This window comes from Mucilaginibacter sp. 3215 (genome assembly GCF_050433785.1).
Classification (GTDB): Bacteria; Bacteroidota; Bacteroidia; order Sphingobacteriales; family Sphingobacteriaceae; genus Mucilaginibacter.
In genome coordinates this window covers 579,720-592,562 of record NZ_JBNPWO010000001.1, presented here as the reverse complement: position 1 = coordinate 592,562, position 12,843 = coordinate 579,720, and the positions used below count along the sequence as shown (strand labels likewise).

At 45.2% G+C, this 12,843-nt stretch carries 7 protein-coding genes; 5 read left to right on the top strand and 2 right to left on the bottom strand.

What is annotated here, in order from left to right:
• Positions 1-20: 20 nt before the first annotated feature.
• Entirely contained in the window at positions 21-1,364 is a 1,344-nt protein-coding gene (locus ABIC84_RS02640; RefSeq protein WP_429262576.1) for a deoxyguanosinetriphosphate triphosphohydrolase, read from the bottom strand.
• A gap of 59 nt (positions 1,365-1,423) precedes the next feature.
• Entirely contained in the window at positions 1,424-3,037 is a 1,614-nt protein-coding gene (locus ABIC84_RS02635) for a Na+/H+ antiporter (RefSeq protein WP_429262575.1), read from the bottom strand.
• 251 nt (positions 3,038-3,288) lie between these two features.
• Here ABIC84_RS02635 and ABIC84_RS02630 point away from each other — a divergent pair, with 251 nt between their 5' ends.
• From ABIC84_RS02630 to ABIC84_RS02610, 5 genes are all read left to right on the top strand, one after another.
• The gene (locus tag ABIC84_RS02630) at positions 3,289-3,690 is read left to right on the top strand and encodes a hypothetical protein (RefSeq protein ID WP_090527185.1); all 402 of its coding nucleotides are present in this window, start codon (positions 3,289-3,291) and stop codon (positions 3,688-3,690) included.
• A 117-nt stretch (positions 3,691-3,807) separates the two neighbouring features.
• Entirely contained in the window at positions 3,808-4,950 is a 1,143-nt protein-coding gene (locus tag ABIC84_RS02625; RefSeq protein ID WP_429262574.1) for an efflux RND transporter periplasmic adaptor subunit, read from the top strand.
• A 76-nt stretch (positions 4,951-5,026) separates the two neighbouring features.
• Positions 5,027-8,191: an efflux RND transporter permease subunit gene (locus ABIC84_RS02620; protein WP_429262573.1), complete on the top strand. Its 3,165-nt coding sequence runs from the start codon at positions 5,027-5,029 to the stop codon at positions 8,189-8,191.
• A 12-nt stretch (positions 8,192-8,203) separates the two neighbouring features.
• Entirely contained in the window at positions 8,204-9,649 is a 1,446-nt protein-coding gene (locus tag ABIC84_RS02615; protein ID WP_429262572.1) for a TolC family protein, read from the top strand.
• Between the two features lie 283 nt (positions 9,650-9,932).
• The gene (locus ABIC84_RS02610) at positions 9,933-12,791 is read left to right on the top strand and encodes a M16 family metallopeptidase (RefSeq protein WP_429262571.1); all 2,859 of its coding nucleotides are present in this window, start codon (positions 9,933-9,935) and stop codon (positions 12,789-12,791) included.
• The last annotated feature ends 52 nt before the right edge of the window (positions 12,792-12,843 follow it).

Sequence of the window (12,843 nt, the reverse complement as noted above, 5' to 3'; positions counted from 1 at the left end):
TATCCGATTATTACCGCCTATCAGCTCATTGACGGGAACGAAATCCCCTTAATTTTTCTGAACAACTCAACCGCATACAGATCGGTCATGCCCGAAACAAAGTCAAGAACGGTCTGGATCTTTGAATAATCGTCGTTGGCTTTGGTTAAAAACTGTTTAGGGATCAGTTCGATCAGTTTCTCATGGTATTTTGAATTATTTTTTAAATAAGCAGGGACAAACTCTTCCAATAAACCACCCATTACCTTATAACCGGCAACTTCCTTCTGCACTACCGAGCTATAGTTGTAGATCTTTTTTACAGAAACCTTTTCGATCGCTTTCATGGCAGACCGGAGTGGTTCTTCAATTGCATCCATCAGTGCCGAATTAAAATCACCATTCATGATCTCTTCTTGTTTGTCATAAAACAGATTTGAACATTGATTTACCAGGGTATTTATTGCTATTGCCCTCAAATAGCCAACTTTGGCATCTGTATCATCAAACTCTTCCAGTCGCTCTTCCATCCGGGGAATAGTACACAACGGTATTAGCAACGCTTTCACTTCCTCGTAGGAGAGTATTTTAAGGCGATGGGCATCTTCCAGATCAACGACATTGTAGCAAATATCGTCAGCCGCCTCAACAAGGTATACTAATGGATGCCTTTTGTAAATAAGCTCATCGTCCTCTACCCTTATCAAACTCAAATCATTGGCTATCTTTTCAAAATCTTGCTGTTCTGAAGCAAAGAACCCATATTTTTTGCGGTAGATAATACCTTTTTTATGCCCGGCTACAGATGAGCACGGATATTTTGCAATAGAAGCTATGGTGGAATAGGTTAACGCCAAACTGCCCCGGCCTTTACCTGCAAACGGATGCGTCAATAATCTCAGGGCATTGGCGTTACCTTCAAAATGGGTCAGATCTTCCCATTGCTGAGCGGTAACGGCGTCTTTGTAATCCTTACCTGCTCCCTCCGCAAAATAATGTGAAATGGCTGATTCGCCCGAATGGCCAAAAGCGGGATTACCCAAATCATGGGCTAAGCAGGCGGCAGCCACCATATTGCCGATCTCACTGATCAGCGGATATTTCTTTTCTACATCCGGATCTTCTTTAAGCATCCGGTTGAAATGCATCCGCCCTAATGAACGGCCCACACTGGCTACCTCCAAACTATGGGTAAGCCGGTTATGTACAAAAATACTTCCGGGTAGAGGGAATACCTGGGTTTTGTTCTGTAACCTCCTGAATGGGGATGAAAAAATTATCCGGTCGTAGTCCCGCTGAAATTCTGACCGCGCATCGATATGGTTTGCAATATATTTATCCTCGTACCCCCAGCGCTTTGCCGATAACAGTTGATCCCAGTTCATTATAGTTTGATGTATATAGAGCGGCAAAAGTAGCTATTATGCATGAAAGAAATAATAAGCTACACCACCTCAAAATGCTGCCTCAATTTTTCTTCTTCCAAATCAAGCAGATCTAATTGCTGCTTTACAATATCATCGCTGATGTTTTCTTTTTTATTTAGCGTAAGTAACAAGGCCCGCTGCTGTGCCATTACATCATTTAAAATTATGCGGTAATCATGATAAAAATTATCGGCGCGTTGTTCACTGCCATCTTTTTCCCAGTCTTTCAGCAGTTCCATATCGGCACTCAATCTTAACCTAAATGCCTTGATCATATCGTTACCTTCTAACCTGTCGGCATATTTATCTTCAAGTATTTGTAAAGCTAACTTCGATAACTTTTTCCTGACCAACTGTTTTTGCTGCTCCGGCGAAACGGTATAGTCGCGATCGGGCATATTTACAAACTTCACCAATAAGGGCAACGTAAGGCCCTGAACAACCAGTGTAAACATGATCACCACGAATGTGATAAACAAAATAAGGTTGCGTTGAGGAAAGGCTGCACCGGATGGTAAAAGTTCGGGAATACTCAAGGCTGCGGCAAGTGAAACCACACCGCGCATACCTGCCCAGCCTAACAATAATGGCCCCTTCCAGCCCGGGCTCGGATCGGCTGTAGTGATGTAACGGCTAATGAATACGGTAAATACAGAGGCACCAAAAGTGCTGGCTAAACGGGCTACTATTAACACGCCTGTTATGATAAGGCTATAGTTTATAGCCGGTCGCAGCCCTTCGGGGCCAAGCGCCTTGATGATCACCGGAAATTCTAACCCTATCAGTATAAACACGAAACCGTTTAAAACAAAGGCAACTGTTTCCCAAACGTTAACCCCCTGCAACCGGCTGCGGTAACTTAATATCACATGCCTTTGGGACGACAGGAACAATCCGCCGCTCACAACGGCCAGCACGCCCGAAAAATGGAACTCTTCGGCTACCATGTACATGGCATAAGGAGTAACAAACGTAAGGATAATATCAATATTAGCTGTTGTTGGTAGCCAGCGGTGGATGGCATAAAAAATCAAACCTACGGCCAATCCAATAACGATACCCATTACAATTACCAGTACAAAACTTAGCGTGGCTTGTCCTAATGCAAATTTACCGGTAACTACAGCGGCAAGCGCAAACCTGAATATCACCAGGCTCGATGCATCGTTCATCAAACTTTCGCCCTCAACAATGGAGATAAAGCGTTTAGGTATTTTGATATTTTTAAGGATATTGCTTGCTGATACGGCATCTGGCGGAGAAATTATCCCCCCGAGCAAAAAACCCAGGGGCAGGGTAAAACCTGCTATCAGGCTATTTGACACTACCGCGATTAAGCACGATGTTAAAATAACGATCAGAAACGCGAAGCTGGAGATCACCCTGCGCCATTTCCAGAAATCTTTCCAGGATGTGTTCCAGGCCGATTCATAAAGCAAAGGCGGCAGAAAAATAACAAAGATCAGATCGGGTTGAATTTCGATGCCCTTTAAAAAAGGAACAAAACCAAGTGGCAAACCAACCAAAACCAATAATATGGGATAAGCTATTTTGATTTTTTGCCCAAGCATTACCACAAAAAGGATAACTGTTAACAGGCAGGCACATTGAATAATAACGTGATGCAGCATGTAGCTAAAATACAATTATTCGTTGAGTAAAGCTTGCAAACTATATTATTAGGCAGTATTAAGGAAGCATGAACAAATAACCGTTTTTGCTGTTATGAAAGCATTAAATAAAAACTACCGAAGTAAAAATTGAGTTATAAAAAGATAAAATCCTAAAAAACAGCAACAAAAAATAAAAATAAAGTCATTTTATATCAAAAAAAATACAAACCTATTTCGATAGCTTCAAATATTTTAGTATTTTCGCAATCATGGCGCCGACGATAAAAAAAATATTCTTCGCATTATTTTTTTTCCAGCTTGCAATAGCTGTAGCCCCTGCTAACGCCGAATCAATTTTAACCCATTACAAAAAATCCGGCCAGGCTGCCGATTTAATTTCCCGTACCCATCAAAGGATCATCGGTCAAATTCAGCAGCAGGAGGTTCAGGATGATTCACCTGATTCAGATACTAACGAAGCTCATCATAACCGTACCATCATACGCTTTTTACCCAGCCGGGTAAATTATTCGTCGGCACTAATGCCTGGTCAGCAGGCCTCACTTGCAGATGTTATATCATTAGTCGAAAAACGACAAAACCAGAATAAATCCATCAAAGGCTTTTTGCCTGCGTATTACAATTTCCTTTTCAGGCTCAGCCCGTTCTGATCCTTTTTCCGTTTCAGATGCCCTTTGCGGCAAATCCATGTTTTTATAAATCAAATTTTAACATTGGCTAACAGTACGTGATTAGCACTGCTATGCCTATAATCTATCCGGAAAAAAATGAAAAGGATCATCATTTATATACCCCTGCTGGCCATGGCCGCCGGCATATTTGTCACGGGTTGCTCAACCAAAGCCAAAACCAATAACGAAGCTGCCGCTTCCGATACGCTTCAGCTGCCTGTACTTACGTTAAATACGCAGGATACCGTTCTTCAAAAATCATACGTTGCCGATATCCAGGCACAAAAAAACATCGAGATCCGTTCGCGTGTTCGCGGCTTCCTCGAAAAAATATACATCGATGAAGGAAAGCAGGTTAAAAAAGGCCAGCTTTTATTTAAGCTTAACGACCAGGAATTTAAAGTAAACCTGTCAAAAGCTAAAGCCGCGTTAAGTAATGCCGTGGCCGCAGCCAAAGCAACCGAACTTGAGGTAGCAAGGGTTAAACTACTGGTTGACAAGAAAGTAATATCTAAGTCTGAACTGGAAGTTGCCGAATCAAAGATGAGTGCCGATCGGGCAACCATTGAAGAAGCACGCTCTATGGTACAAAGCGCCGAAGACCAACTGGCTTATACCTACATCCATGCGCCGTTTGATGGCATCATCGACAGGATCCCGCTTAAGTCGGGTAGTTTGATTGACGAAGGCACATTGCTTACCAGCCTGTCTGATATCAGCTCCATGTACGCTTATTTTAGCTTCCCTGAAAATGAATACCTGCAATACATCCGCAAAAAAGAATCGGCACCGGGCCAAACAAGTGATAAGGTTAAACTGGTATTAGCCGATGGGCTGGACTTCCCCTACCAGGGCGAAATAGAAACTGTAGAAGCAGAAATTGAACAAAAAACAGGTTCTATCAACTTCAGGGCGAAGTTTCCTAACCCTAACAAGCTGTTAAGGCATGGCGCTACCGGTAAACTTTTTATCTCTACTAAAGCCAATAACGTAGTCATGGTGCCGCAGCAGTCGGTATTTGATATCCAGGATAAAAGTTACGTATACATAGTTGATAAGGATAATAAACTGCACATGCAGGCCTTTTCGCCGCAAACCCGTTTTTCTACCTATTATATTGTGAAAGACGGCCTGAAAGCAGGCGACAGGATCTTGTACCAGGGAGCGCAGAACGTACGTGACGGCATGATCATTAAACCAAGGAAAATGGCAAAAGATTCATTGCTGGCAATGAAATAATTATCGCCAAGGTTTCCTTTTTCCGGCCGCGTAAAACGCGCGGCGCGGGTTTATTGTACACTTACCCTAACAAACTATGTTCGAAACTTTCATAAAGCGGCCGGTGCTGTCGCTTGTTATCTCATTGATAATTACCATGCTGGGTGTGCTGGCGTTGATAACGCTTCCAGTTACCCAGTTCCCGGATATTGTGCCGCCATCGGTAACTGTAACGGCCAACTATACCGGTGCCAATGCCGAGGTATGTGCCAAGGCCGTGGCTACCCCGTTGGAGCGTGCCATTAACGGTGTGCCGGGGATGACCTACATGTCGACCGTTTGCAGTAACGATGGCTTAACGGTGATCCAGATCTACTTTAACGTTGGGGTTGACCCCGACCAGGCCGCGGTGAACGTGCAAAACCGCGTAGCCACCATTATTGACGAAATGCCGGAAGAAGTGATCAAAGCCGGTGTTACTACAGAAAAAGAAGTAAACAGTATGCTGATGTACCTGAACATCATGAGCCAGGACACCAGCATGGACGAAAAGTTTATTTATAACTTCACCGATATCAACGTTTTACAGGAACTTAAACGAATTGACGGTGTAGGCCGTGCCGAGATCATGGGCGCTAAAGAATACTCTATGCGCGTATGGCTTAAACCCGACAGAATGATGGCCTACAAGGTATCAACCGATGAGGTGATAGATGCCATCCGTGCCCAGAACGTAGAGGCCGCGCCGGGCAAAACCGGCCAAAGCTCGGATAAAACCCCGCAAATGCTGCAATATGTATTGCGCTACCCGGGCAAATTTTTTGAGCCTAAACAATATGAAAATATTGTGATCCGCGCCGAGGAAGACGGTTCGGTATTAAGATTGAAAGAAATTGCTGATGTTGAATTCGGTTCCCTAACCTACAGTATGGTTTCCAATACTGACGGCAAGCCTTCGGCATCAATCATGATAAAACAACGCCCCGGTTCTAATGCCCGCGAGGTGATCAATAACATTAAAACCCGCATGGCCGAGCTTAAGGAAAGCTCATTTCCGGCCGGGATGACCTTTAACGTAAACTATGATGTATCGCGCTTTTTGGATGCATCAATACATGAAGTATTACGTACGCTGGTTGAGGCTTTTATCCTGGTTTTCATTGTAGTATTCATTTTCCTGCAGGATTTCCGGTCTACATTAATTCCCGCCCTGGCTGTACCTGTAGCTCTCATCGGTTCACTGTTTTTTATGCAGATGCTGGGGTTCTCTATCAACCTGCTCACGCTCTTCGCCTTGGTGTTAGCCATCGGTATTGTGGTAGATAACGCGATTGTAGTAGTGGAAGCCGTACACGTAAAAATGACCGAAAACCACATGAACGCCATGGATGCCACTGTAAGCGCCATGCGCGAGATCAGCGGTGCTATTGTGGCTATTACGCTGGTCATGTCGGCGGTGTTTGTGCCGGTGGCCTTTATGTCGGGACCGGTTGGGGTGTTTTACCGACAGTTTTCGCTTACGCTGGCAATCTCCATTGTAATATCGGGCGTCAATGCGTTGACGCTCACCCCTGCCCTTTGTGCTATCATGCTGAAACATAGCCCTGCTTCAAAAAAGAAAAGTTTGATGCAGCGCTTTTTTGGCGGTTTCAATAAACGGTATGATGGGTTGCAGAACAGGTATTCAACCTTCATGACCTATCTGTCGCCGCGCAAGGGTATTACTTTGATATTGCTGGCGGGCTTCTTTATCCTCACCTGGGGAACCAGCGCTATTTTGCCAACGGGCTTTATCCCAACTGAAGACCAGGGTATGCTTTACGTGAACGTAACCACCCCGGCAGGTGCTACAGTTGAGCGTACCGAACAGGTGCTGAAAGAGATCGAAGCCAAAACCAAATCGATGAAATCTATAGAATCGGTTTCAACCCTTTCGGGTTACAGTTTGGTGAATGAAATTGCCGGTGCCTCGTACGGCATGGCCATGATCAACCTAAAACCATGGGATGAGCGCAGTGAATCATTGGATGATATTATTGCCGAACTAACCGCTAAAACGAAGAATATCGGCGATGCATCCATTCAGTTCTTCCCCCCGCCTACCGTACCGGGCTTTGGTAACGCCAGCGGTTTCGAGATAAGGGTACTTGATAAAAGCGGCCAGGGCGATTTGCAAAAAGCTGCCGATGTAACCAAAAACTTTGTAAATGCGCTTAACGCCTCACCGGAAATTGCCGGGGCATTCACCAGCTTTGACCCCAACTTCCCGCAGTATATGATCTCTGTCGATCAGCAAACAGCGGCCCAAAAGGGCATTACGATTGATAAAGCCATGTCGACCCTGCAAACATTGATGGGGAGTTTCTATGCTTCCAATTTCATCCGTTTCGGGCAAATGTATAAAGTGATGGTACAGGCCTCGCCCGAATATAGGTCGCGCCCCGAGGATGTTTTAAACCTGCAGGTTAAGAACGATAAAGGCGAAATGGTACCGTTCTCCACGTTCATTAAAATGGAGAAGGTTTTCGGCCCCGAGCAGCTCACCCGCTATAATATGTACACATCGGCCATGGTTACCGGCGATGCAGACAAAGGCTTCAGCAGCGGCGATGCTATTAAAGCCATTGAACGTATTGCTGCCGAAAAACTGCCGAAAGGCTATGCCTTTGAATGGTCGGGCATGACGCGTGAGCAAATCCTTTCAGGTAATCAGGCTATTTACATCTTTGTGATCTGTTTGATATTCGTTTACCTGTTGCTGGCTGCCCAGTATGAAAGCTTTTTACTGCCGCTTCCGGTTATCCTTTCATTGCCTACCGGTATTTTCGGCGCGTTCTTCTTCCTGAAGATCACCGGGCTCGAAAACAACATTTATGCCCAAGTGGCGCTGGTAATGCTTATCGGCTTGTTAGGTAAAAATGCCATCCTTATTGTTGAGTTCGCTATCCAGCGGCAAAAAGAAGGATTGAGCGTGCTAAAAGCCGCTATTGAAGGTGCAGTATCCCGTTTACGGCCAATCCTCATGACCTCGTTGGCGTTCATAGCCGGTTTGATACCGTTATGCGTGGCCAGCGGTGCGGGCGCTATGGGTAACCGCTCTATCGGTACCGCTGCTGCCGGAGGTATGCTGATGGGAACTATTTTCGGATTGATCCTTATTCCGGGTTTGTATGTCATCTTCGCCGGTTTGGCCGAACGAAATAAAAAGAAGAAATCGAGCACAGAAGTAACTCACCATGAGCTCGATATCGTTAATAATTAATCAAGATCTGCAATGCTAAAAAAAGCAATTTTCTATATACTCTATACGGCACTTTTGATGGTAATCATGGCCGGCTGTAAAAGCTATAAACCGGTCACGGGGCAGGAAGTGGCCGCTAATCTGCCGTCGTCATTCAATAACAGTACTGATACGGCAACCATTGCAGCCTTTCCAATAGGCCAGTTTTTTGCCGATCAGAGGCTCGTGAGCCTGATTGACACAGCCCTTAAAGCAAACCCTGATTTGTTAAGCGCCCTGCAAAGGGTTGAAGCCGCGCGGGCCAATCTACGGTTCAACGCCTCAAAGCTTTTACCTACCATAAACCTGGCCGCCAACGCAGGGGTTGAAAAATATGGTGATTATACCCAAAACGGCGTAGGTAATTACGATACCAATTTTTCAAATAACATCAATAGCGATCAGCATATCCCCAATCCTGTACCTAACTATTTCATGGGTTTTCAAAGCTCATGGGAGGTTGACCTTTGGGGTAAGTTAAACAACCAAAAAAAGGCCGCTTTTGCCCGTTTCCTGGCCAGTCAAAGCGGATATCGCCTGGTAACAACAGCCCTCACTGCCCAAATTGCCGGGCTTTATTATCAGTTACTGGCTTACGATACCGAATTAGGCATCATCAAAAAAAATATCAGGCTGCAGGAACACGCGCTGGAGATCGTTAAAATCCAAAAACTGGGTGGCCGCGCTACGGAATTGGCTGTGCAGCAATTTGAGGCGCAGTTGGCCCGTACCAAAGGTTTGGAGTTTACCACCCGCCAGCAGATCACCGAAACCGAAAATCAGCTCCGCTTTTTAACCGGAAGTTATACCGGAACGGTAACACGGGATACTTCTATCATGAAAACGAAACTACCAGTGGTTGTTGGTACAGGAGTTCCATCGCAAATGCTGTTAAACAGGCCGGATATCCGCTCTGCCGAACTGGAGCTTACCGCCATGAACGCGGATATCAAAGCGGCAAGGGCAAACTTTTTCCCCACTTTAACTTTAACTCCGTATGTTGGCTATAATAGCTTTAGAGCAAACCTGTTATTCGATCCCGCTTCATTTACTTATGGTATTTTAGGAGGTATCACCGCCCCTATTTTTAACCGCAAGGCTATCAAAGCAGAATATGAGCGGACTATAGCCGAGCAGAAAATAGCGGTGTACAATTATCAAAAAAGTATCCTTTCCGGTTTCCAGGAAGTGAAAAATAATTTGAGCGGGATAGAGAATTTTAACCGCGCTTTTGAATTTAAACAACAGGAGCTGCAATCGCTAAACAATGCCTTGTCCGTAGCCAACGATTTATACCTTGTTGGCCGGGCCAATTACCTTGAAATTATCACCGCGCAACGCAGCGTACTTGATGCCGAACTTGAGCTGGCTGGTATTAAGCGGGATATCTTCCTGAGCTCGGTTAATTTATACCAGGCTGTTGGTGGTGGTTGGAGGTAAATAGATTTTTCACCCGACTAATAAAAGAAAACGTCATTGCGAGGTACGAAGCAATCCCAAACTATACAGGCGGCTCTGCAAATCGGGGATTGCTTCGTACCTCGCAATGACGTTTTTTATACGGTATCGTTCCATAAATACCACACGCGTCACAAATCCGTTACACAAATCAAATTACATCGCAACAATATTAACCAGTAGTATAAATTGCTTAATATAGTGGTTCCGGTGTTTACCAAACGAAACGCCGGTTGACTGACTAATACTTAAACAATTAACACAAATGATCAAACTTTTAAAGCATGCATTGATCACTCCATCAATTGCTGTACTGGCGCTTAACGCGGTTGCTCAAACCGCCACGCAACCAAAGCTTATTGAAAAGGTTACCCGCAAGGGAACCGAGCTGGTGATCCCCTATGAAAAATATGTATTACCCAATGGCCTCACGGTTATTTTGGCCGAAGACCACTCCGATCCGCTGGTCCATGTGGATATCACCTATCACGTAGGTTCGGCCCGTGAGGAGATCGGCAAATCGGGCTTCGCCCACTTTTTTGAGCATATGATGTTCCAGGGATCAGATCATGTAGCCAATGGCGATCATTTTAAGATCATCACCGAAGCAGGCGGTACCCTAAACGGTTCAACTAACCGCGACCGTACCAACTATTATGAAACCGTACCCGCCAATCAGCTGGAAAAAATGCTTTGGCTGGAGTCGGACAGGATGGGCTTCCTGCTCGATGCTGTCACCCAACAAAAATTTGAGGTGCAGCGTGCAACCGTAAAAAACGAACGCGGGCAAAACTACGATAACCGCCCATATGGTTTAGTTAGCCAGTATGCATCAAAAACACTTTATCCATACGGCCACCCCTATTCATGGCTTACCATTGGCTATATTGAGGAGCTGAATAAAGTAGGCGTAAACGATCTTAAAAACTTTTTCCTGAGATGGTACGGCCCTAATAATGCCACGCTAACCATTGGCGGCGATCTTAACCCAAAACAAACCCTTGCCTGGGTGAGCAAATATTTTGGCGGGATCCCAAGAGGTCCTGTGGTAAAGAATATGTATTTACCTGCACCTGTGTTAAAGGCCGACAGGTATGTATCCTACACGGATAATTACGCCAAGTTCCCCTTGTTATCTGTAAGCTATCCGGGCGTAAAGATCTATGATAAAGACATGTCGCCTCTTGATGCTTTGTCGGCCATCATCGGGCAGGGCCGTAACTCTATCTTTTACAAAAACTTTGTAAAAACCCGTAAGGCGGCACAGGCCACCATGAGTTCATCCAATACCGAACTGGCCGGTGAGATCAGCATGCGGGTTATACCTTTCCCTGGTCAAACTTTGGCTGACACCAAGAAACTGGTAGACGAGTCATTAGGCGAGTTTGAGAAAAAAGGTGTAAGTGACGATGACCTGGCCCGCTTTAAAGCCACCGCCGAAGCCGATTATATCAACAGTTTATCGAGCGTAAGCGGTAAAGTATCTGAACTGGCGCAGGCACAAACCTTTACCGGTAACCCCAACCAAATTGGCCGCGAACTTGCTGCTATCCGCGCGGTTACCAAAGAGGATGTGATGCGCGTTTACAACCAGTATATTAAAGGAAAACCGGCGGTAATACTGAGCGTATTGCCTAAAGGCGGCAATATGCAGCCTGTAGCACCCGATAATTTTACTGTTGATACCACAGGTTACAAAGCACCGGATTATGGTTATAATGGTTTAACCTATCATAAGCCTAAAGATAGTTTTGATCGTACTGCAAAACCTGGCGTTGGCCCTAACCCGGCCATTAAAGTTCCGGCTATATGGTCGGCCAATACATCAAATGGTATCAATATCATCGGTACGCAAAATAACGAGATCCCATCGGTATCTATGTCAATCTCTATTAAAGGCGGAGGCTTGTTTGCCATCAATGATCCATCAAAAGCAGGCCTGGCAGGTATTGTTGGCCGCATGATGAATGAAGAAACGCAGAAATACACTGCCGAAGATTTCAACTCCGAACTGGATAAACTGGGTAGCAGTATCACTTTTTATGCCAGTTTAGATCAGATTGATGCTGAGGTATCGTCGCTCACCAAAAACCTGGGCAAGACAATGTCCCTGCTCGAAGAAAGGTTATATCACCCTAAATTCACCCAGGACGCGCTCGACAGGATCAAGAAGCAAACTTTGGAAGGCTTTAAACAAGCTAAAACCCAACCTGCAGGCGTAGCAAGCACAGTTTACAGCAAAATCCTTTATGGTACCGATAACGTACGCACTTACGCTGCGGGCGGTAATGAAGAAACTGTTGCAGGTATAACGTTGCAGGATGTTCAGGACTATTACGATAAAAACTTTTCGCCATCGCTGACCAAAATTGTTGTGGTAGGCGATGTTAGCGAGGCATCTGCAAAAAGCGCACTCGCTTTCCTCAATACATGGAAGGATAAAAAGGTGAACATCCCTGCTCCTGCTGAGGGTAAAACATTTGATAAAACCACGCTATACCTGGTTGATATCCCGGGCGCGGCACAATCTGAAATCCGTATCGGGTATCTGGATAAACTAAACTATGATGCAACAGGCGATTATTATAAGCTGAACATAGCCAACTACATTTTAGGGGGCGCATTCAACAGTCACATCAATCTTAACCTGCGTGAGAAAAAAGGCTGGACATATGGTGCCCGTTCATCTTTCAGTTCGGGTAGATATGGCGGCGACTTCACCGCCGCGGCCGGCGTATTGGCTACGGCTACCGATAGCTCGGTGGTTGAGTTTATGAAGGAGATCACCAACTACCAAAAAACAGGGATTACACCCGAAGAATTGAAGTTCACCCAAACTTCTATCGGCCAGAGTGATGCCCGCCGTTATGAAACCAACGCGCAAAAAGCGGCGTTTTTATCGCGCATCCAGGAGTACGGCCTTAAACCTACTTTTGTTGACGAGCAAAGTAAGATACTATCGACCATTACTCCCGCCGAGATCAATGAGCTTGCTTCAAAATACCTCAATCCCAACAACATGATCATTTTGGTTGTCGGCGATAAGGCAAGGATCTATCCGGGCCTGCAAAAACTGGGCTACCCGATTATTGAGCTTGATGCCGATGGCAAGCCAAAGCAATAAATTAACCTAACAACAGGCGGATAAATCCCTTATACCCTAACCGGTATAAGGG